This window comes from Fodinibius salicampi (assembly GCF_039545095.1).
Taxonomy (GTDB): domain Bacteria; phylum Bacteroidota; class Rhodothermia; order Balneolales; family Balneolaceae; genus Fodinibius; species Fodinibius salicampi.
The window spans coordinates 329,058-352,450 of record NZ_BAABRS010000003.1 but is presented as its reverse complement, the minus strand read 5'-3'; the positions used below and the strand labels follow the sequence as shown (position 1 = coordinate 352,450).

General features: G+C 43.4%; 17 protein-coding genes. 15 read left to right on the top strand and 2 right to left on the bottom strand.

What is annotated here, in order from left to right:
- Positions 1-100 precede the first annotated feature (100 nt).
- The 10 genes from ABEB05_RS12675 (at position 101) to ABEB05_RS12630 (ending at position 15,461) form a co-directional block, all read left to right on the top strand.
- Positions 101-3,094, top strand: coding sequence for a SusC/RagA family TonB-linked outer membrane protein (locus ABEB05_RS12675; RefSeq protein ID WP_265790660.1), 2,994 nt, complete (start codon positions 101-103; stop codon positions 3,092-3,094).
- A 17-nt stretch (positions 3,095-3,111) separates the two neighbouring features.
- Positions 3,112-4,794: a RagB/SusD family nutrient uptake outer membrane protein gene (locus ABEB05_RS12670; RefSeq protein WP_265790658.1), complete on the top strand. Its 1,683-nt coding sequence runs from the start codon at positions 3,112-3,114 to the stop codon at positions 4,792-4,794.
- 378 nt (positions 4,795-5,172) lie between these two features.
- Positions 5,173-5,643: a cupin domain-containing protein gene (locus tag ABEB05_RS12665; RefSeq protein WP_265790656.1), complete on the top strand. Its 471-nt coding sequence runs from the start codon at positions 5,173-5,175 to the stop codon at positions 5,641-5,643.
- A gap of 31 nt (positions 5,644-5,674) precedes the next feature.
- Positions 5,675-6,835 carry a Gfo/Idh/MocA family protein gene (locus ABEB05_RS12660; RefSeq protein ID WP_265790654.1) on the top strand — a complete coding sequence of 387 codons (1,161 nt, stop codon included), beginning with the start codon at positions 5,675-5,677 and terminating at the stop codon, positions 6,833-6,835.
- Between the two features lie 50 nt (positions 6,836-6,885).
- A complete protein-coding gene (locus ABEB05_RS12655) occupies positions 6,886-8,277 on the top strand; it encodes a glycoside hydrolase family 88 protein (RefSeq protein ID WP_265790652.1) in 1,392 nt (463 codons plus the stop codon).
- 2 nt (positions 8,278-8,279) lie between these two features.
- Positions 8,280-9,050 carry a 3-ketoacyl-ACP reductase gene (locus ABEB05_RS12650; protein WP_265790650.1) on the top strand — a complete coding sequence of 257 codons (771 nt, stop codon included), beginning with the start codon at positions 8,280-8,282 and terminating at the stop codon, positions 9,048-9,050.
- Between the two features lie 75 nt (positions 9,051-9,125).
- Positions 9,126-10,694, top strand: coding sequence for an SLC13 family permease (locus tag ABEB05_RS12645; RefSeq protein WP_265790648.1), 1,569 nt, complete (start codon positions 9,126-9,128; stop codon positions 10,692-10,694).
- A gap of 10 nt (positions 10,695-10,704) precedes the next feature.
- Positions 10,705-11,940 carry a DUF6807 domain-containing protein gene (locus ABEB05_RS12640; protein ID WP_265790647.1) on the top strand — a complete coding sequence of 412 codons (1,236 nt, stop codon included), beginning with the start codon at positions 10,705-10,707 and terminating at the stop codon, positions 11,938-11,940.
- A 221-nt stretch (positions 11,941-12,161) separates the two neighbouring features.
- The gene (locus ABEB05_RS12635; protein WP_345694290.1) at positions 12,162-14,906 is read left to right on the top strand and encodes a DUF6797 domain-containing protein; all 2,745 of its coding nucleotides are present in this window, start codon (positions 12,162-12,164) and stop codon (positions 14,904-14,906) included.
- A 177-nt stretch (positions 14,907-15,083) separates the two neighbouring features.
- Positions 15,084-15,461, top strand: a complete 378-nt coding sequence (locus tag ABEB05_RS12630) for a hypothetical protein (RefSeq protein ID WP_265790643.1) — start codon at positions 15,084-15,086, stop codon at positions 15,459-15,461.
- Positions 15,462-15,495: 34 nt separating this feature from the next.
- Here ABEB05_RS12630 and queA read toward each other — a convergent pair whose 3' ends face one another.
- Positions 15,496-16,509 (bottom strand): tRNA preQ1(34) S-adenosylmethionine ribosyltransferase-isomerase QueA, encoded by a 1,014-nt coding sequence (gene queA, locus ABEB05_RS12625; RefSeq protein ID WP_265790641.1) that lies wholly within the window; start codon positions 16,507-16,509, stop codon positions 15,496-15,498.
- Between the two features lie 85 nt (positions 16,510-16,594).
- Positions 16,595-17,704 (bottom strand): DNA polymerase IV, encoded by a 1,110-nt coding sequence (gene dinB, locus ABEB05_RS12620; protein ID WP_265790639.1) that lies wholly within the window; start codon positions 17,702-17,704, stop codon positions 16,595-16,597.
- Between the two features lie 93 nt (positions 17,705-17,797).
- Here dinB and ABEB05_RS12615 point away from each other — a divergent pair, with 93 nt between their 5' ends.
- The 5 genes from ABEB05_RS12615 to ABEB05_RS12595 all read left to right on the top strand — a co-directional run bounded on the left by ABEB05_RS12615 (position 17,798) and on the right by ABEB05_RS12595 (position 23,390).
- On the top strand, positions 17,798-18,058 hold the full coding sequence (locus tag ABEB05_RS12615; RefSeq protein WP_265790637.1) for a hypothetical protein: 261 nt from the start codon (positions 17,798-17,800) through the stop codon (positions 18,056-18,058).
- A 322-nt stretch (positions 18,059-18,380) separates the two neighbouring features.
- Positions 18,381-18,899 carry a 2'-5' RNA ligase family protein gene (locus ABEB05_RS12610; RefSeq protein ID WP_265790635.1) on the top strand — a complete coding sequence of 173 codons (519 nt, stop codon included), beginning with the start codon at positions 18,381-18,383 and terminating at the stop codon, positions 18,897-18,899.
- Between the two features lie 92 nt (positions 18,900-18,991).
- Complete coding sequence (locus ABEB05_RS12605) at positions 18,992-20,395, top strand: Glu/Leu/Phe/Val family dehydrogenase (RefSeq protein WP_265790633.1); 1,404 nt, start codon at positions 18,992-18,994, stop codon at positions 20,393-20,395.
- A gap of 219 nt (positions 20,396-20,614) precedes the next feature.
- Positions 20,615-22,477, top strand: a complete 1,863-nt coding sequence (glgB, locus tag ABEB05_RS12600) for a 1,4-alpha-glucan branching protein GlgB (protein ID WP_265790631.1) — start codon at positions 20,615-20,617, stop codon at positions 22,475-22,477.
- A gap of 94 nt (positions 22,478-22,571) precedes the next feature.
- Positions 22,572-23,390, top strand: coding sequence for a phosphosulfolactate synthase (locus tag ABEB05_RS12595; RefSeq protein ID WP_265790629.1), 819 nt, complete (start codon positions 22,572-22,574; stop codon positions 23,388-23,390).
- Positions 23,391-23,393: the final 3 nt, after the last annotated feature.

The following is a 23,393-nucleotide window of genomic DNA, read 5'->3' as shown; positions in this document are numbered from 1 at the left end:
ATAGAAACTGAGTAACCGTTTTTTTAAAAGTATATTACTTAACCGGTTACATGATTCTGTGGTTTTAATTTTGATTTTTGAGAAAAGGGATTGTGATACTATGAGAAAAATAAGACAGACTTTTTTGGCACTCTTAATTGGTATAATTGGGAGTGTGTTCTGCGCACCATCAGTGTTTGCGCAACAAATTAGCGGAATCGTTACAGATGCTATAACCGATAATCCGATACCGGGTGCAAACATATACATTCCGGAATTGGAAACGGGATCTGCAACGGGCGCCGATGGGAGTTATAACATTACGCTTGATGAGGCGGGTACCTATACTCTGGTAGCTACTTATGTAGGCTATGAACGGTTTGAAACAACACTACAGGTAGACGAAGGTGAGTCCGTTGAGTTCAATATAGAACTCAACCAAAGTCAAATAATTGGAGAAGATGTCGTCGTTGTTGGTTACGGTACCCAGGAGCGGGAAGATGTAACCGGTTCTGTATCCTCAGTTACGGCAGAAGAGATGAATGAAGTTGCGATCACATCCATTGATCAGGGACTACAGGGACGAACGGCCGGTGTGACGGTTAGCCAAAGTGGAACGAAGCCTGGCTCAGGTGCCAGTGTTCGTATTCGTGGAAATCGATCTATTAATGCAGGCAATGATCCGCTTTATGTGATAGATGGAGTACCAATATCAGGTGGACTTCGAGATATAAATCCGTCAACTATACAGTCGATTGAGGTATTAAAGGATGCCTCCGCTACGGCAATTTATGGTGCCCGTGGCTCTAATGGTGTGATTATTGTAACTACCAGCCGGGGTTACGATGGTGATTTATCCGTCAGTTATAACGGATCTGTCGGTTTTTCTAAGGCTTTATCGAAGATAGACCGAATGAACGGAGAAGAGTATGCGGAACTTAACCGGGAAGCACATCGTGCTGCCGGTCAGTATGAAGATGATTCCCAATTCCTCGAACCCGGTGAGCTTGAAAAACTAAATAATGGAGAATGGGTAGATTACCAGGAAATGATTCTTCAAACGGGCGTAAGGCATAACCATAACCTGGGAATATCAGGAGGAAATGAGAATACGAGATTTCATGTCTCCTTTGGTGGTCTGCAGGAACAGGGTATTCTGGCTCCCGAAGATTTTAGTCGCTACAATATTCAGATTAATCTGGATATGGATGTGACGGATAAGCTTACCATTGGGACGACTACATTGGGTAGTTATAGTATTAGGAATGGCGGCGATCGCAATTTTTATAGCGAAGCCGTTAATAATAGTCCCCTTGGATCACCCTATGACGAAGAAGGGAATTTAGTGTTTCAGCCGATCAACGATGGTCAGCGCTCAAACCCACTGATTGAAGTTCTTCCCGAAACCTATATAGATGAAGAAAAAAGACAACGGCTTCTGAGTAATGTTTATGCCGAGTATGATCTGCTCGATAATCTGAGCTTTCGTATGAACTTTGCTCCGGATATTCGATATGAGCGGAACAGCGATTTTCAGGCTTCTCGGTCACGGGCACAGTTTTTAGGTCCTGCTGCCGGTCAAAAGGCTGAAGATTTTATTTTCGAATATACCTGGGAAAATATTGTCGAGTATGAGCAGACATTTGCGGAGAAGCATTCCCTGGGTTTAACAGGTCTGTTCAGTGTTCAGGAGCGGCAGACGGAAGTATCCAGTATGTCGGTCAGGGGTATCCCTATTGAGACTATGAAGCATCATAATTTTGGGGCAGCCCAGGACATTTTGGGTTCAGACACCGGCTTTGAAAAATGGAGTTTGGTTTCCAGTATGCTTCGAGCCAACTATAACTACGATGACCGCTATTTGTTAACGGTAACCGGACGTGTGGATGGGTCCTCACGTTTTGGAGCCAATAATAAATATGGCGTTTTCCCTTCAGCGGCTTTTTCCTGGAATATTGCCAACGAAGACTTCTTTAACAGCGACGGTTTGTTTAGTGATCTAAGATTACGCGTTAGCTGGGGTAAAACCGGACAGACGGGGATTGACCCTTACCAGACGCTGGCACTTCTGGATCGAACAGCCTACAATTATGGAAGTGATTTAGCTTATGGGTATCAACCCTCTCAGATTTCCAATAAAGATCTGAAATGGGAAACCACTGCAACCACGAATATCGGATTAGAATTTGGTATTCTTGATTCACGTGTTACTGGTAGCGTTGATGTTTATCAGCAAAATACCAGTGATCTCTTATTGCAGCGGCAGTTGCCTCTTACCAGTGGTTATGGAAGTATCCTGGAGAACATAGGTTCTACCCGTAACACGGGTATCGAGGTATCGCTTTCTACAGTAAACGTTGAAGCGGGAGGAAATGATGGTTTCCAATGGACGACTGATCTGAATTTCGCTTCCAATAAGGAGGAAATAGTAGAACTCTATGGGGAGGGCGAAGATGATGTCGGTAACGAATGGTTTATAGGCGAACCCATTAACGTATTTTATGACTACGAGCAGCGTGGAGTCTGGCAATCGGATGAGGCAGATCTGGCCGCAGAATACAATCAGATTCCGGGAGAAATTCGTCCCTATGATTTAAATGGTGACGGACAGATAAATGCCGCAGACCGGACTATCATTGGCCAGCAGATGCCAAAGCTTAGCGGCGGTATGACCAATCGTGTCAGTTATAAGGGAGTGGATTTATCCATCTTTTTATACGCAGTCTTTGGAAGAACTATTGACAGCGGAATCCATGATACGGCCTTGGTCGGTAGGTATAACGAGCATGATGTTAACTACTGGACACCTAGTAATCCTGCAAACAGACATCCAAGGCCTACAATAAACAGAGAGTATCCTATTTATAATGATTCTCGGCTTTATTTTGACGGGAGCTTTATAAAGGTACGTAATATTCAGTTGGGATATACTCTTCCTGTTGAAGCGGTTCAAAATGTGTTGGGAGCCCAGTCACTTCGCATCTATGCAAGTGCAGATCAGCCGTTTATCTTTTCATCCTATGTGCAAGACCATGGTGGAATTGATCCGGAAAATCCCGGAACAGGGACGCCGGCACGTTGGCAAATGAATTTTGGAATCAATTTAACATTTTAAAATAACCGGATAATATTATGTTTAAGTATCTTAAAATAATTGCATTAGTGTTGGTGGCTGGGATGTTTGCCTCATGCTCTGATTTATTGGAGGAGGAGGTCTATACCCAGGTAAGTGATAGCCGTTATAATACACCTGACGGTTTTGAGGAGGCTGTTAATGCAGCTTATTATCCTCTGCGAAGTTTTTATGGTACGGAGCAGGGACTAACAGCTACAGTCTTTGGAACTGATACGTACCGTGAGGGCGCTGATGGCGATTTTAAATATATGAACCGTTACAGCAATGAGTTCGATTCCTTCGATTACATTAGCGAGTGGATATGGCAAAATATGTATCAGGGAATCAATATTACCAATACGGTAGTTCAGCGGGCTGAGGGTGGTGTAGATGGTGTTAGCCAGGAGATAACGACACGAAGAGCAGCTGAAGCGCGGTTCCTGCGTGGCCACTATTACTTCATCCTGGTCCAGTTGTTTGGTCCTGTCCATCTCACTACTGAGGAAACCGAAGGAGTAGAACTGGAGGCTTCCAGGGCACCGATTGATCAGGTGTATAATCAGATTATTTCGGACTTGGAATTCGCTATTGCCAACCTTCCGGTAGAAGCAGGACAGTATGGGCGGGCAACCAAACCTGCCTCTGAGCATCTGCTGGCCCGAGTATATCTAACCCGTGCGACTACGGATGCGGCCGGATCTGATGATTACCAACAGGCTGCTAATTTGGCCGAAACGGTTATCGATGACTACAATTTTGAACTGCTGGAGGATTTTGGTGACGTCCATGCCGTTGGGAATGAGCGTAATGCCGAAGTGATCTGGGCAGTGCAGTTTTCTGAGAATACGCTGGCTAACGTATCCGCAGATGGCAAGAATGGGAATTCCTCTCATCTCTATTTTAATTTCCCCTATGATCAGGAGCCTGGCTTATTCCGGACGGTTGAGTTTGGAAGGCCTTTCCGTCGTTTCCGTCCCACCCAGTTTACTACCCAGGAGATGTATGATTTAGAGGACCGGGATGTAGATTCACGGTACAAAAAAACCTTTAAGGATGCATTCCGGGTTATCGATCCCGGCACTTATGAGATAGATGGTGTCGAAACAACGCTGGCGGAAGGTGATACGGCTATCTGGTTCCCAGGCTATAATATGCCTATAGAAGAACAGCAGGAGTATAATATGCAGGTAATTACTCCTGAGGAGTATAACTCTATCAACTTTCCTCCTCTTTGGAAGCATATGGATCCCAATCGGGCTGGGGTAAATGTAACTGCTGGTTCACGTGACTGGCTTGCATTCCGCCTTGCAGAAACGCATTTGATTGCTGCTGAGGCCTATTATTATATGGATGGTGCGGCTTCGATTGATGCTATAAGTCATCTTAATGCAGTCAGGGAGCGTGCAGCATGGCCTGGCGAAGAAGCAACGGTTGTCTCAAGAACACCTCAGGCTCTTGCGGAAGATGGCATAGATTTTATTCTGGATGAGCGTGGTCGGGAATTGCTTGGTGAGGGTTTCCGCTGGTTCGATCTGAAACGGACCGGGAAGCTGGTCGAAAGAACTACAGCACATAATCCCGATGCGGTTCCTCCTTTAGGAAATCTGCAGGAATTCCATAGGCTCAGACCGATTCCACAGGCACAGATTGATCGCACTGAAGGCGGTGAAAGTGCCTTCCCGCAGAATCCGGGCTATTAACGGAAAATTGAGTTGAAGTAAATCAGGTTTTCAAAATTGCCGGTAAGGATTTTTCTTGCCGGCAATTTTTAATAAAAGCGAGTATATATTTGTTTTTATATCAGGGCATTTTACGGGATATAAAACTCACCGTCTTTATATGCAATGCAGCTTGCGGGTCAGCGATCGTATTTCAAATCTATTACTTTGCTAAACTGAATGTTTATAAACTCTTATAATCATTCATATTCAGTTGGAGTATGCTGATGAAAATTATTATCTAATGAATTCATGCTATTTGAAGACAGCTTTAAATAAATTGCTTATTTAGAATTTGTTTTTATGTTAAAAGCGATTGAGAAATAGATATTCAAATTATTTAAACAATAGAATAAAGGAATGATTATATCTGATTTAAAAGAGACCGATGGACGTAGATTTCCTGCCCAGCGTCTTACAAAAAATATTGCAGGGGGAAGTGCTCTCATTCAACCGGAGAACTTTTCACTTGGATTAGTAGTGCTTGATCCTAAAGGTGGACAGGTCCCATGGCACAATCATCCTCAAGAAGAAATATATCATATCCTGGAAGGGACCGGTGAAATGTGTGTCGATGATGAGCGACAAAAAATTTATGGTGGACAGACGGTTTACATTCCATCCGGAAAGTTTCATCAATTGACGAACGTGGGAGAAGAACCCCTTAAAATGATCTATTGCTACGGTCCTGCCGGCGATGTAGACCACTGGCGACAGGAACTGGACGGAACGCTACCTAAAGAAGGAGAAGATGTTCCTCCCCTGCCCGAAGGAGCCTGGCCGCAATGTACGAAATCGGCAGCTGGTAATGGTGATAATGAATCTGAATAAAATTATATAAAAGCGTAAAAGTATTGATAAGATGAGTGACGAATTAACAAAGCATACGGTCGGTATTATAATGAATGGCGTGACGGGCCGTATGGGTACAAATCAGCATTTGTTGCGCTCCATTATGCCGATCATTCGGCAAGGAGGTGTTAAAATAAGTGAAGATGAAGTAATCATTCCTGACCCGGTACTGGTTGGCCGTAACCCGGTAAAGCTGCAAAACCTACAGGATCAAACCGGTATTGAAAAATGGACTACTGACCTGGATTCCGTATTGGAGGATGATGACTATCAAATCTATTTTGATGCCCAGCGTACGGATTTACGATTCGACAGTGTAAAAAAAGCGGTGGCTGCAGGCAAGCATATTTATTGTGAGAAGCCCACGGCGGTTTCCACCGAAGAAGCTGTAAAACTATATCATATAGCTGAGGATGGGGGTGTTAAACACGGGGTGGTTCAGGATAAGCTCTGGCTGCCGGGACTGGCTAAATTACAGCAGCTGAAAGAACAGGATTTTTTTGGTAAAATTCTTTCGGTAAAGGCCGACTTTGGGTACTGGGTTTTTGAAGGAGATACCATTCCCGCTCAACGTCCTTCCTGGAACTATCGCAAAGAAGATGGCGGGGGAATTATCCTAGATATGTTTTGCCACTGGCGATACGTACTCGATAATATTTTCGGGGAGGTTAAAAGAGTATCTTGTCTGGGCGCAACGCATCTGGATGAGCGGTACGATGAAGATGGAAAGCCTTATGAGGCTACGGCCGATGATGCGGCTTATGCGATTTTTGAATTGGAAAATAATGTGGTGGCTCAGTTTAATTCCTCATGGACCACCCGGGTCCGCCGCGATGATTTAGTTACATTCCAGGTAGACGGAACGGATGGATCGGCTGTTGCTGGGCTGCGGGAAGCGTGGATTCAACCGCATTCCGCTACACCCAAGCCAGTGTGGAATCCGGATGTGGATTCAGATCACAATTTTAATGAGGACTGGATTAAAATGCCGGATCAACAGGAATTTGATAATGCATTTAAAGTGCAGTGGGAGCTTTTCTTGCGCCACGTCGTCAAGGATGAGCCTTTCAGATGGGATCTGCTGGAAGCAGCCAAAGGAGTTCAGCTTGCTGAGATTGGATATAAAGCATCTCAACAGCGTGAGTGGATGGATATACCATCTTTAACGTAATTATAATCACCGCAAATATTTAGAACAAAGAAATAGAAGCAGGCACTATAATGAAAATAAAAGATGATCTTGTAGCTGAAGATCTTCAGGAATTACTCAATAGGTTTTGGAAACTTTCGGGTCAAAAAATACGATTGATTCGAGATGAATACGATACCGCTAAAGGGTCACCGGTTTTTACCAAAAGAGGAAAATACACTTCACGTGGATGGACCGAGTGGACGCAGGGATTTCAATTCGGATCAGAGATCTTACAGTACGATGTAACCGATGATACGGAGTTTCTGGATATGGCCCGGGAGGCTACCATTAATGAAATGGCTCCTCATATTACGCATATAGGAGTTCATGACCATGGATTCAATAACGTAAGTACATACGGCGCTCTCCGCCGACTTAGCCATGAAGGACGAATAGAAGCGGATAAATGGGAAAATGAGTTTTATGATTTAGCCCTGAAAAGCACCGGGGCGGTACAGGCTGCCCGTTGGACTACCACTGAAGATGGAGAAGGGTTTATTCACTCGTTTAATGGTCCGCACTCCCTGTTCGTTGATACCGTTCGAACCCTTAGGGCTCTGGCAATTAGCCATCAGCTTGGGCATACTTTGTATGGAGAGCACGATGAACCCATTTCCCTGCTGGAGCGTTTGATACAGCATGCTCGTAAGACGGCCCGCTATAATATCTATTATGGATCAACGGATGCCCCCTACGATATTCGGGGACGAACTGCTCATGAATCGGTGTTTAATGTTACAGACGGCCAGTATCGCTGCCCGAATTCCCAGCAGGGCTACTCCCCCTTTTCCACATGGACACGGGGATTGGCCTGGGCGATGTGTGGGTTTGCCGAACAGCTGGAATGGCTGGAAACAATTGATGATGAGGAACTTGAGCCTTTTGGAGGACGATCTGCTATTGAAAAGATGATGCTCGAGGCAGCTAAGGCTACATGTGATTTTTATATTGACCATACCTCTCTGGATGGCATTCCTTACTGGGATACCGGAGCTCCCCAACTGCATAAGCTCGGAGACTACACCCAGGTGCCGGCGGATCCGTATAACGATTTTGAGCCGGTAGACAGCTCAGCCGCAGCTATTGGCGCCCAGGGCTTGTTACGCCTTGGACATTATCTAAACACAAATAATGAACAGGAAGATGGAAGTCGTTATTGGCAGGCGGGCTTAACCGTTGGCCGTACTTTGCTGGATGAACCCTATCTGAGTACCGACGAATCCCATCAGGGACTATTACTTCATTCGGTGTATCACCGGCCGAACGGTTGGGATTATATACCGGAAGGACAAAGCATACCCTGCGGAGAGTCGAGTATGTGGGGGGATTATCACATGCGCGAACTGGCTCTCTATCTGACACGCATCTACAATGAGGCTCCTTATTACACTTTTTTTAATGGAATAAAGTCTGAGGTATAACTATGAAACCTGTTGCATTGGTAACCGGTGGATCACGGGGAATTGGATTGGGAATTGCCAAAAAACTTAGCCAAAACGGATATAATATTGCTTTTAACGGTGTCCGCGGGGAGGAAAAGGTACAGGATGTTATAGAGGAGCTGAGTTCGGAGGGAGCTGAGGTAATCTATTGCCAGGGAGATATAGGATTAGCTAAAGATCGCGAAGCTATTGTTAATAAGATCCGTTCGCATTTTGGGCGACTCAATGTTCTCGTTAACAATGCAGGTGTAGCTCCCAAAGAGCGTCAGGATCCGCTAAAAGCTAGCGAAGAAAGTTTTGAACGCCTAATGCGTATCAATCTTCAGGGTCCTTATTTTCTCACGCAGGCCGTGGCACGATGGTTGGCAGAGCAAAAAAAAGCTGATGATTCATTTAAGGGAAGCATTATAAATATCGGATCTATTTCGGCAACCATTGTATCGCCCAAACGAGGAGAGTATTGTATATCAAAGGCCGGGATAGCCATGCATAATAAGATTTGGGCTGCACGTATGGCCGAATACGATATCCCGGTTTATGAAGTCCGCCCGGGTATTATTAAAACTGATATGACCTCTGGTGTAGAAGAAAAATATGATAAATTGATTGCAGAAGGACTAACAATTCAGCCACGGTGGGGATATCCGGAAGATGTTGGCAAAGCAGTTCTCTCGCTTGTGAGCGGAGATTTTCCCTATTCAACAGGTGAGGTAATGATGGTTGACGGGGGACTCAGTTTACAACGACTATAGGACTAAAGACAATAGAAATAGAAGGGGATTAAATAATTTATTTTAAATTAATAATAATTTTGTGGGTAAAATATAATGGAAGAAACAGATTCACAGAAAAAGGCAGAACAATCAGGTGAGGAAGCACAATTTGGGATGGGAGAGGCCGAGGGAAAACCCATTCCGTTAACTAAATGGATTGGATTCTTTGGAGGACTATTAGTCTTTGTCCTCATGCTTTTTTCAAGTCCGCCGGAAAATTTAAGTCTTGCAGGCTGGCGAACAGCGGCGGTTGCACTGTTAATGGCTACTTGGTGGGTAACAGAAGTGATTCCGATTTTTGCTACCGCTCTTTTGCCGCTTGTTCTGTTTCCAATCTTTGGAATTACTGATATAGATACCGCGGCGGCTCCCTATGCCGATCCGATGATCTATCTGTTTCTGGGAGGATTTATTATTGCAATTGCAATGAAACGATGGGATCTGCATCGACGCATTGCTTTGGGAATTATCAGTTTTATTGGCGCAAAGCCCCGAAATATTATTGCTGGGTTTATTATTTCATCCGCTTTTATGAGTATGTGGGTTAGCAATACCGCCGCTACCATGATGATGTTACCTATTGGCCTTTCGGTTATTCAGCTGACTAAAACCGGAACCCAGGACCCAGAAAAGCTGCGGCAAAACAGGAACTTTGCTTTGGCCTTAATGCTAGGAATTGCCTATGCGGCCAATGTCGGTGGATTGGGGACCGTAATTGGTACGCCCACAAATGCCCTAATGATTGCCTTTGTGAGCGATGCTTACAATATGGAAATTACGTTTGCCCAATGGATGGGGTTGGGTGTTCCCGTGGTTATTTTAGGACTCCCCATTATTTTCTATTCTCTAACAAGTATCGTATTTCCTGTGCGACTAAAAACAATTCCAGGAGGACGGAAATATATTGATGAGGAGATGGAGCGGTTAGGTAATATTACTCGCCCAGAAATGATTGTGGGGTCAGTTTTTACTCTTGTCGCTACACTCTGGATGACCCGTCCGCTTTTGGAATCATACATACCTGGCCTTTCCGATGCTAGTATCGCTATATTCGGAGCACTTCTTTTATTCCTTATTCCTGTTAATATGGGCAAATCGGTATTTATTATGCGCTGGAAGGATGCAGAAGAAGTGCCTTGGGGAGTCTTGATCTTATTCGGTGGTGGCCTTTCACTAGCAGGAGCCATTCAGCGTACTGGTTTGGCCGAATGGGTCGGAGGGTATTTCTCAATTTTAGGGACCTGGCCTGTAATTTTAGCCATATTTGTTATTGCAATTATTATTATCATGTTTACTGAGCTGGCCAGTAATTCTGCCACTGCCGCCGCTTTCTTACCGGTTATCGCTTCGGTAGCTATTGGTATTGGTCAGGATCCATTGCTCTTTGCCATTCCGATAACGATGGTAGCGAGTTGTGCATTTATGCTTCCGGTGGCTACCCCGCCCAATGCTATTGTATATGGTAGTGGCGTTATGAACATACCACAAATGGTACGGGCCGGACTGGTTCTGAATTTATTCTTTGCAATGTTGATTACACTCCTCACTTATTTCCTCTTTACGCTGTTTCTGGGGATCGATATAGGAGTAGTGCCGGAAGGAATTAGTACACTTTTAAGTTAACCTCTTGACTATGTTTAGAAAATACAGCATTTCTTTTTTAGTTGGCTTTTTTGTGGCGTTCTTTGTTGGATGTGTTATTCCTTCGGAAGCAAAGGCTCAATATAATATTACAGTTTCGGCCGGTGGATTTGATCGTCTGAATACGGTAGTATCCGTTGCGCTTACAGATTCTGTAGGATCAGGCGTCTATAAATTGGAAAGTGAGTCGGAAGGGAGCACTCTTATTCAGGTTGATGCCCATAATACCGGGTGGTTTATAATAGAAAGCCTGGAGGCTAAGGCAACAAGAAAATACCGAATGGAGGAATCTCCGGTTCCGGCTTCATCTGTTGGAAAAGAGGTTACCTATACTTTTAATGAGAGAACGCTCTCCTTTGAAAAGGGAAATCAGTCGATCTTGTCTTTTTATTATAAAGAGAATATCCTGCCAGAAGGGTTAGATGAGCGATATAAACGCGGGGGCTATATCCATCCGGTCTATTCGCCCAATGGCGTACGCGTAACCGGCCATCTGGATACCGAACAACATCCGCACCATTACGGTATCTGGTCGGCGTGGACCAATACGGAATTTCAGGGACGAACTCCCGACTTTTGGAATGCACACAATAATACGGCACGAGTGGATCATGCCGATTCGGTAGAGACGGCCTGGCAGGGGCCTGTACACAGTGGTTTAAAGGCTAAAAATTATTATGTAGATCTGTCTTCGTCGGCTCCTGTCATTGCTCTCAACGAAGAGTGGAAATTGCGAACATATAATAATCCGGATGAAAGCCCATATCACATCTTTGATATCACAATGACCCATACGGCCAATACCGCCCAACCCTTGGTACTTCCGGAATACCATTATGGCGGAGCGGCATTCCGGGGACATGAGAACTGGAGCAACCCGGAGAATGTTAGCTTTTTGACTTCTAAAGGGCTTGATCGGGAAGATGCTAATGCCACCCGTGCTAAATGGAGCTATATGGGGGGAAGGGTCGAAGGTGAGAAAGCAGGAATTGCTATTTTAAGTCATCCCGACAATTATCGGTCCCCACAACCGGTGCGTATCCATCCGGATATTCCCTATTTTGTATATGCACCCATGCAGCTTGGTGATATGGTTATAGAACCAGGGTCTCCCTATGTAATGCGTTATCGATATATTACATTGGATGGCGAACCTGATCCCGAAGAACTTGATAGACTGTGGAATGATTATGCCTATCCACCAGGCGTTACGGTATCTTCAGAATAAATTAGAGTTTTTGGATACGGTAAAAATACTATACAAGTGGTTATTAAAAGAAGAAAGAGTCGTTCTTTTATTTTTTAATAAATATATAAAGCTAAAATTTGTGGATAGTACACTTTTAATTTGAAAGTCTAAATATTGTGTTTATGAGGGCTCGTTTTATATCAGAATCTAAACCATATTCCATCTTCATTATTTGTGCGTTCTTTTCTGCTGTAATACTATTGACTGGTTGCAGTAATGAGGAAGAGCAAGGAGATGTTATTACTTCTCAGGAACTTAACGCGGAAGACCTTGCTCCTTTTGTAGAGCCTGAATTCCCTTTTATTACTACCTCTCTGGATGCTCGTGAATTAGGCAATAGTTTTCCTGAAGAAAATGTTGCCCCGCGTTGCTTGGCAATTCAACTGGGATCGGAAGCCTATAGCTGCTTCGATACGGATATGTTGCGATGGTCGGCAGCCTGGACCGGAGATTTTATTGCCATGGTTAATATGGCCCAGATTTCATATCACGATTTTCATAATAAGGATAATGAAATCCCCACAATAGAGGGTGATCCAAAAATTGCAACGGGGTTATATCCCGGCTGGATGGCTGGGACCCATCAGTTTAGTGATCCTCGTTCCTCTTCTACTGATTCGGAAAATTCTGCCTGGGGTCCATTACCCAGTGAAATCGGAAGCTGGAATGGGGTTCATGTGGAAGGCGAGGATGTAGTTCTGGATTATACGATCGGTGGAACTGATATTCTTGAACTACCGGGCAGTGTTCAATCCAATGATGAAACGGCTTTTCTTAGAACCTTTGAAGTTGGCGCTTCCAATGAATCGCTTTCGCTGGCTGCCGCAGAGGTCACGAATGCTCAAAATAGTGAGGTAACCGATAGCACTGCCTGGATACATCAGGAAGAAAACATGGTAACAGCAGTTGGGATGGTTTCAGAAGCTCCGGGCATTTCCATTGAAGTGATTGATGATCGCTATGTAACTGTTCAGGTTTCTGCGGAGGCTGCATCTGAAAATACGACATTTAGCCTGATCCTTTGGAAGGGAGAACAAGCAGAAAGAGATATTTTTACGCAGCTGATGAACGAAGCACAATCTCAGTCGTTAGAAGTTCCAGAGATAAGCGATGGAGGATCGTCCTATTGGACGCAGACGGTACGTACAAAAGCCCAGCTCGCACCGGACACTGCAGCCTATGCTGTCGACCAGTTAACGCTGCCTCTGCCTAATCCCTGGGACCGAAATGTGCGCGTTGTAGATGTGGCTTTCTTTAGTGACGGGCGTGCAGCCGTTGTAACCTTTGAAGGGGACGTTTGGATCGTCGAGGGCATCGGTCAGGAAGAGGAAATTCTCGAGTGGAACCGATACGCCTCCGGCTTGTATGAGCCTCAAAGCATCGAGATTGTACAGGATACTATTTATACTTTTGGGAAGGAAGGAATTGTGCGATTTAACGATAAAAATAATGACGGGAACGCAGATTATTACGAAAATTTCTCCAGCCTGATGGAACAGTCCATGGAAACCAGGGAATGGGCAAGCGATATGGTTGTGTCTCCCGATGGATCCTTTTATGTGTCCAAATTTGGGGCGCTGGACATGGGACCTGAAACAGCAACTACCGTTCGACAGGAACTGGCAGGCTTTCGGGTGGGTTCGCAGTATGCAGGATCTATATCAAAAATATCTTCAGATGGGCAGGAGATTGATCATTATGCTACGGGTTTCCGGGGGCCGTACCTGGGTATGCATCCTGAGAAGGGTATTTTGTCTGCTTCCGACCAACAGGGACATTCGATGCCTTCAACCCCAATTATGCTGGTAGATGAAGGAGACTATTACGGAGTGCCAGCTACCGCCCATCGCGATCCTGTGCCGCAGGAGACAACGCCACCCCTTACCTGGATTCCCCATAGCGTAGATCGTTCGGGAGCCGGCCAGGTATGGATTGACAGTGATAAAATGGGATCATTAAATGAGCAGATGATCCATCTATCCTATGGTCGGCCTGGATTATTTAAAGTGCTTATTGATAGTATTGACGGGGAGGCTGCACAGGGAGCTGTTTCGGTTATACCGGGATATTATCCTGCTCCAACCCAGAAAGGAGATATAAATCCTGTAGATGGACAATTATATGTAGGGGGCTTTTCGCTTTGGGGATCTAACTCTGAAGAAATTAGTGCGCTTATCCGGCTTCGGGATACTGGTGAGAATAGCTTGCTGCCAGAAAGATTCGGAGTATATGAGAGTGGTATTCTTATTCGTTTTGGGGAAGAACTGGATGAGGAAACAGTTGCGAATATAGCAAATTACCAGGTTAAGCGGTGGAACTATCAGCGCACAGAAAAGTATGGGTCAGGACATTATAAACTGGATGGTTCTCCGGGCGAAGAGATGCTTCCTGTATTCTCAGCTCATCTATCTGGAGATCAACAAGGTGTATTTTTAGCAGTTCCTGATATGCAGGAAGTTATGCAGATGGAAGTTTCGTACAATTTTAAGACAGAAAATGATTCTACTATTGAGGACAAGCTTTGGTTTACGGTGAATCAGGTCCGTCCTGCAGATTTTTCTGCGGAAGGCTTTCCAGAGGTGAATACAGAAGAGTTACTCAGTGAAAAATATCGCCAGGTTGATGGACAACAGGAAGAAATACCGGTAACAGTTGAGCGCGGAAAAGAATTGTTCCAGGAGACGGGCTGTATTGCATGTCACTCTGTTGACGGCACAGCAGAGGGCAAAGTTGGCCCTACTGTACAAGGATTGTTTAATTCTGAGCGCATGCTAAAAGACAGCACAACCGTCGTAGCAGATGCAGACTATATCAAGGAATCTATTCTGGAGCCTAACGAAAAAGTTGCTGAGGGATACGAAGCCGAAATGCCTTCATTTTTGGGTGTTTTGTCTGATCAGGAGATCGAGGCAATTATTTTATATATCGAGTCATTATCTGATTAAACATTTATTAAAAGGCGATTTCAAGGTGAAAGAATGACTATGTCTTATAATCATAAAACATGATCAAAAAACCTTATACAGTGAATCTTTGGATAATTTGCCGTTTCCCAATATAAACGATATCCTATTGTACATTGTTAAACAATTGAAGAAAATGCTAAAAAACTAAATACTGACATGAAATTAGTTGACCCACAGGGCAATGAAGTAACCAGTAAAGAAAACCAAGATGCTAAAGAGCTGGAAAAGCAGATGTCGAAAAAGATTGAGGCATTGCTGGAGCCAGTCATGAATAAAGTGAAGCTTTCCGGCGCACAGGTTCCTCAGGAGCAGTTGATGCAGCTTAGCTCTGCAGCACAACAAATGCTCTTCAATCGCATGGTTTATAATCTGCTGCAAAAGGTTGGTATCGAAGATTTGAATGAAGTGCTGTCAGAAGATGATGTAGAAGAGCTTGCAACATCACTTAAAAACCAGGTGAAAATGGTTGACAGTAACGACATGCAGGAACAGATGAATCAAATGGAGCAGGAACAAAATCCAGATAAGCAATAAGTAGGATTCTGTTTCATTTTAATTATCGAATAGTTTACAGTATCAGCATGGCATCGCCAAAGGAGTAAAAACGATATTCTTCGTCGATGGCATGCTGATATATTTTTTTCATTTCATCATATCCGGTGAAGGCGGCAACCAGCATTAGTAAAGTGCTTTTAGGCAGATGGAAATTAGTGATCAACGCATCTGTAGCCTTGAAATGATAGCCGGGCCGGATAAATATGTCGGTATCCATTGTGGTAGAGGAAAATTGGCTGCTATCTTGCAGGCAGCTTTCCAATACCCTGACGCTGGTAGTACCTACGGCTGTAATATGATTTGAACGGTTGAGCTGCTGAGCTGTTTGTGCGGTAAGCTTAAACCACTCGGAATGCATCGTATGTTCCTCAATAGTTTCAGTTTTGACCGGAGCAAAGGTTCCCAGTCCAACGTGCAACGTTACCTCGGCTTGTTCTATACCGGATTCCTGGAGTTTTTCAAGCAGTCCATCGGTAAAATGGAGTCCGGCAGTAGGGGCCGCTTTACTCCCCCCTGATTTATGGCTGCGGGCATATACAGTTTGATATTCTTTAGAAAGAGATTCGTCTTGCTCTATATATGGAGGGAAGGGAGTATGCCGATGGGATTTATATACATTACTGTTAAGCGAAGGTTCTAACTGCAGAGTTCGGATGCCCTCTTCGTCAATATTTAATACCGTCGCTTTAATTTCGTCAGTTAGCTGAACGGTCTTCCCTTTTTTAAATTTTTTACCGGGACGCACCAGTGCCCGGACAGTAGTATCATTGACCGTATCCAGAATAAAAATTTCTTTTTTCCCCTCATCGAAAAGCAGACGGCATTTATCCACCTTGCTGTTATTAAGAACCAGGGTGGTGTACTCAGGTAGATATTCCTGGATGTTATAAAAAACATCGTCGGTTATTTTTTTTGTCTTCCGATCATAGATTAACAGGCGGGCATGGTCGCGTGGATTGGAGGGTTCCTGGGCTATTAATTTCTCAGGTAGGTCATATTCAAAATCAGAGAGTGTATAGGAAGACATTTCAGATATATATAAACCGCTTTTAGGATTCTCGGATAATTACTGATTACAAATTGGCCTCAAAAGATAAAAAAATATCCAGTGTTTATTTGTGTGGATCTGTCGTTGTATTATTAAAGGGAATTTCCAGCTGTTTATAGCGACCGGCCTGACCCAGATTTAGATTGGAAAGGGTAATGCCCAGCAGGCGTACTTTGCGATCTCCTACTTCGGTTTCCTCAAGTAGCTGAATAGCAGTTTTGCTAATATCTTCCGCTTCATTGATGTAATGACTGAAAGAGGTACTTCGGGAAATGGTTTCGAAATCAGCGTATCGGACTTTGAGCGTTACTGTTTTGCCGGCCACTTCTTTGTTTTTCATACTCTCGGATATTTCCTGTGCAAGTTCACTTAAAAAGTTGTTAACCCAGCCTAAATCGTTTATATCCTCAGTGAATGTTCGCTCTTTTCCAATAGACTTTCGAATGCGATGTGGTTTTACCTCCCGGTGATCAATACCGCGCACAATACGATAGTAATGTCGTCCTACTTTTCCGAACTCTTGAACCAGATCTACCTCAGACCACTGTAGCAGATCTTCTCCGGTATAAATATCGAGGGCGTTCATTTTGGCTTCTGTAGCTTCTCCCACACCGTGGAATTTTCCGATATTCAATTTTTTTAAAAAATCGTTAGCATCTGCAGGAAGGATGACACTCAGCCCGTCTGGCTTGTCAAGATCGGAAGCAATTTTAGCTAAGAACTTATTATGAGCTACGCCGGCAGAGGCAGTAAGATTAGTCTTTTCTTTTATTAGTTTCCGTATCTTTTGAGCAATGAGGGTAGCAGAAGGAAGATCGATATGATTTTCGGTTACATCCAGATAGGCCTCGTCGAGGGAAAGCGGTTCGACCAGGTCAGTGAATTGAAAGAATATTTCCCGAATTTGTTTTGAAACTTTTCGGTAAACTTTAAATCTTGGCTTTACAAAAATGGCATGGGGACAGAGCCGGATTGCTTTTGCCGCTGGCATGGCAGAATGAACTCCAAACTTGCGCACCTCATAACTGGCAGCAGCTACTACTCCCCGTCCATCGGGCGAACCGCCAACAATAACCGGCTTGTCCCGATATTTGGGAAAATCACGCTGCTCGACGGATGCATAAAATGCATCCATATCGATATGAATTATTTTTCGAACAGGTTGATCGGACATAGTTTAAATGAAAGAAAGATCATGATTCCAAAAATGATGAAAAAAAGTTATTTTATTAATCTGTAATTGTAACTATAAAACAACGAAAAACGAATGGAAGTTTTAGACGGGACAACAATTTTTTGGCTATTAGCTCTTGGGATGGTAGTAGGAGCTGTTGCTAAGCTGGCAATGTATAATACAACGATAGGATTAGTCCCCAATGTATTGTCGGGTATAATAGGATCAATCGTTGTGGGTAGCATTATGGTAGCGATGGATTTGCCTTTTGGATTAGTGTTTGCTTTTCTGGGAAGCCTGGGGGTTGTCTTTATTGTTAATGTTTTTCATGTAGAAGGTCAAAAGGCGCACTAATTTTAGCTCCTATAATTAATTATTACTTTTCTTGAAGACTTTCTGGCATCTTTTAACAATTTTTATAATGTTAGGGTCAGGGATTGTGATGAGCTGTACAAAAAGGGTTCCGGCTTTTGTCGGGGCCCTTTTATTTTTTTGCTAGGGTTCGGGCATAAAATTTCTATATGCTCTGTCATTTATAGTTGAAATCCGGTCCCAATATGTACTAGTTCCTAAAATTGTTTTAATTATTTATGTTTGATTAAAGGATATTAATATCCCTTTATTATAACTTTCATGGGTAATTCATAAACTAGTATTGGTATGGAGGCCTTGCCTTATGTCAGCATCACCGGTTTATACAATATGGTTGCAACCCAGCGGCGACATCGCTTATCAATTACAAGAACGTATCAATAAGTTAAGTAAAAAGTATGATACTCCTTCGTTTGAACCACATGTAACGCTCATTAGCGGATTGAAAAGATCGGAAACGGAGATGAAGGCTCTGCTCAATACACTGGCAGCATCGGTATCTCCGTTTGAGCTAACTTTGAGCAAGGCTGGTTATCGAGATACGTTTTATCAGTCTCTGTTTATTTATGTTCAGAAGAATAAAGTGTTGGATGAACTGCGGAAACGAAGTTGTCACCTCTTCGATTGTCCTGATACAAACAGTTACAGCCCTCACTTGAGTCTCTTGTATGGTGATCTTTCTCAAAACGAAAAGGAGCGCATCTTAAATACAATCGGGAGGGAGTTTTATATTTCGTTTTCCGTCAAGAGTTTGGTTCTAATGCGTACTGATGGAGAACCCCGGCACTGGAAAAAAAAGGAAGCTGCCGTTTTTAAAGGATAAGGCAGTATTAATTGCAGTTGATACTCTTCTATAATATTCCGATTCTCATTTATCAGCTAAGTGAGAGTTCAATATTTAATAACTATTAATTTATGTCTGACTATAAATTTTTTAAGCAGGTTAACCGGGCTTTTGATGCGGCAGCAAAGTATTCCCGGTATGACAGAGGGCTATTAGATCAAATAAAAATTTGTAACAACGTTTATCATATTACTTTTCCGTTGGAACGGGATGATGGAACCATAGAGGTTATTCAGGGCTGGCGAGTTGAGCATAGTCATCATAAATTACCTACTAAAGGGGGTATACGATTTAGTATGACCGTCAACGAAGACGAGACTATGGCTTTGGCAGCACTTATGACCTATAAATGCGCGGTCGTAGATGTCCCCTTCGGTGGCGCAAAAGGTGGAATTAAGATAGATCGCACTAATTTTTCGAAGGCTGAAATTGAGCGTATTACACGCCGATATACTTATGAGCTGATTAAAAAAGACTTCTTAGGTCCGGGTTCGGATGTGCCAGCGCCGGATTATGGAACAGGTGCTGAGGAGATGGCATGGATTTTAGATACCTATCGCCAGTTAAAGTCTGATATTAATGCTGAGGCTTGTGTTACGGGTAAGCCGATTCCCCAGGGAGGAGTGCGGGGACGAACAGAAGCTACGGGACGTGGTGTGTTTTTTGGTATTCGGGAAGCTTGCAATGATAAGCATAGTATGGAAGAGGTAGGTCTGGAGACCGGGCTTGCAGGTAAAACTTTTGTTATACAGGGCTTGGGGAATGTCGGATATCATACCGCAAAATACATGATAGAAGGAGGTGCTAAAATGGTGGGGGTTGCAGAGATAGAAGGTTCGATTTACGACCCCGATGGTATTGATCTGGAAGAACTGATGACCTTTCGTAAAGAAACGGGATCTATTCTGGATTTTAAAAATACTAAAAAAATGAAGGATAATACCGCTGTTTTAGAAGCGGAGTGTGATATCCTTATACCAGCAGCGCTTGAAAATCAAATTAATGAAAAGAATGCCGCAAATATAAAAGCGAAAATTATTGGTGAAGCAGCGAATGGCCCAACCACTGCAACAGCCCATAATATGCTAAAAGAAAAAGGAAAACTGATTCTTCCCGACAGTTATCTTAATGCAGGAGGCGTTACGGTGTCCTATTTCGAGTGGTTGAAGAATTTATCGCATGTCCGTTTTGGGCGAATGGAAAAACGGTTTGAAGAAGGGAGCTATCGTAAAATTCTGAATGTCATTGAAAATAGCTCTGACCGAACTTTTACCGAAGAAGAAATGAAGGAGCTAGCTAAGGGGGCCGATGAGTATGATTTGGTTGATTCCGGGCTTGAAGAAACCATGATTAATGCTTTTGAAGAACTGAATGAGCTCCGTAAAAAACATGATATTGATTTACGTACGGCCGCTTTTTTAAGTGCTATAGAAAAAGTTGGAGTAATGTATGAGCAAATGGGTATTTTCCCATAATTGAATTGATTAATATAAAAGCTTAGGGGATCGGTTGTTTTATAAAGGTTTATAATTTTCCGATACGAGTTTTTCAAATATTTTAAGAAAGAAGTTGCAGCTTAGATGTAAAACATATTGCTTACAGTAACCTCTGCTGAGCATTTTAAGATATCTTTCTATCTTGTCAGAGGAAAAGAAAATCCTTATATCTTGCATTCTAATTGAATAGGGCCGCCAATGGAAAAACCATTAAAGACAGAGCAGATACATCAGTGGAAAGAAGGAACGTTTCATCGTGCACACAAAACGCTGGGAGCACATCCCACAGATGAAGGCACGCATTTTGCAGTTTGGGCTCCCCATGCTCATTCGGTAAGCGTTGTTGGAGAATTTAATGATTGGGATGGACGCAAACATCCCATGGAAAGAGACGATGATACGGGAATATGGAGTATCTTTGTACCGGATGTTGGCCAGTGGGCGCTCTATAAGTTTGAGCTCAAAACAGCAGAAGATGCTCCTCCGTTTTTAAAATCTGATCCCTATGCTACGGTGAGAGAAGTGCGGCCCAAAACCGCTTCTCTGGTATATGATTTAAGTGAGTTTGAATGGGATGATGAAAGCTGGCTTAACAGCCGGGAAGATCATCAGTCATTTCGCGAACCCATATCTATTTATGAGGTTCACTTGGCTTCGTGGCGGCGAAAAGGTCCGGATAATAATGAATATTTGACCTACCGGGAACTGGCCCAGGAACTGGTACCCTATGTAAAAGAATCGGGATATACGCATGTAGAACTTATGCCTGTAGCAGAGCATCCTTATGATCCCTCCTGGGGTTACCAGATAACCGGCTACTTTGCTCCTACCAGTCGGTTTGGAGAACCCAAAGACTTCATGTACCTCGTTAACGAATTTCATAAGGCTGGGATTGGGGTAATTATGGATTGGGTGCCCGGTCATTTTCCCAAAGATGAGCAGGGATTGCAGATGTTTGACGGAGAACCGCTTTATGAGTACAACGATCCACGAAAGCGGGAGCAGAAAGAGTGGGGAACGTATATTTTTGATTACGGAAAGCCGGGGGTACGTAACTTCCTAATTTCTAATGCTTATTATTGGTGTCAAAAATTCCATATAGACGGACTCCGTGTTGACGCGGTGGCTTCTATGTTATATCTGGATTATGCCAAAGGTTCCGGCGACTGGGCTCCTAATAAATATGGAGGGAATGAACATCTGGAGGCCATTGATTTCCTAAAAAGTTTTAATACCATCATTCATCGCGAATTTCCGGGAATATTAACATTCGCCGAAGAATCCACTTCCTGGGAAGGGGTTACAACCCCTGTACATCACGGAGGGTTGGGATTTGATTATAAGTGGAATATGGGCTGGATGAATGATACTCTTAGTTATATAAAGAAAAGTCCGAATCAGCGCCGGGAGGATCCGGATAAAATTACTTTCCCGATGATGTATAATTATTCAGAGAATTTTTTACTGCCTTTCTCTCATGACGAGGTTGTCCACCTAAAAAATCCAATGGTTTGGAAAAGCTCTGGGGATGAAGCCCAGCAATTTGCGAATCTGCGTGTTCTTTATACCTACTTATATACACATCCTGGCAAAAAGCTGATGTTTATGGGCAATGAATTCGCGGAAACTAGTGAATGGGCTGAGGATCATGCCTTGCATTGGCACTTGCTAGACCACTCGCGCCATGAAGGAGTGCGAAGGCTGGTAGGCGATTTAAATCGCTTATATCGTGAGGAGCAATCCTTACACCAGATTGACAGAGAGAGTGAAGGATTTGAATGGATAGAACTGGGACGGGAAACAGGAGGATTATTTGCTTATCTGCGAAAAGCGAAAGATCCTGCCAACCATACACTCGCTGTATTAAATTTTAATGAGCATGAGATTGTAAATTATCACTTAGGACCCTTCGACGGCGTGCAGTACCAAGTTGTGTTTAACAGCGATTCGGAGTATTATGGAGGTGGAAACAGAGGGGGGCATTATGGTAAGATGGGCAAACAGTATATGTCTGTTCCCCCCTTTACAGGACTTATCTTAAAGCCGGCTTATCTGGATTAGGAATACGATCTAAAAGAAAGACCGGGTTTAATTTTATTAACAAGCTGCATTTTAGTATATTTGTTCGTTTAATTTGTCAAAATTATAATGCTCAATGGCTTTTAAGCTTAATCATCTCCCTAAACGAACTGAAAAACCCCGCGAAAAAGGAATGACGCTAATCCTTGATAAGGGATTAAGTGTTCGTCAGGTCGAAGATTTTTGTGAGTCCTGCTCTAACTATATTGATATTGTGAAGCTAGGATGGGGAACCAGTTATGTCACGCAAAATTTGGAGGATAAATTAGCAGTATATTCCAATGCTGATATCCCGGTTTATTTTGGCGGAACATTATTTGAAGCCTATGTACTCCGTGATCAGCTGGATGCTTATATGGAACTGCTGGATCGTTTTAATATTGGTCACGCTGAGGTCTCTAATGGAACTATTTGGCTGTCTGATCAGCGAAAAATTGAAATCATTCAGCTCATGAGTAAGCATTTTACTATTCTGTCAGAAATAGGCAGTAAAAATCCTAATGATATTATTCCTCCCTATAAATGGGTGAAAATGATAGAGAACGAGCTTGAGGCCGGTGCCTGGAAAGTTATTTGTGAGGCCCGTGAAAGCGGAACCGTGGGTGTATTTCGACCCAACGGTGAGGTTCGATCGGGACTTATTGACGAGATCGCTGACCAGGTTCCTGTTGAAAATCTGATTTTCGAGGCACCTAAAAAAGAACAGCAAGTGTGGTTTATCCGTAAATTCGGCAGTAATGTTAATTTGGGGAATGTAAAACCCTCAGAAGTTATTCCGGTTGAAACACTACGCTTAGGGCTTCGGGGAGATACGCTTTTTGATTTTTATTCTTTAGACGATGAGGATATGAATCAGTTATATGCGGACAAAGAAAATGGCAAATCTGAGGATTAATAA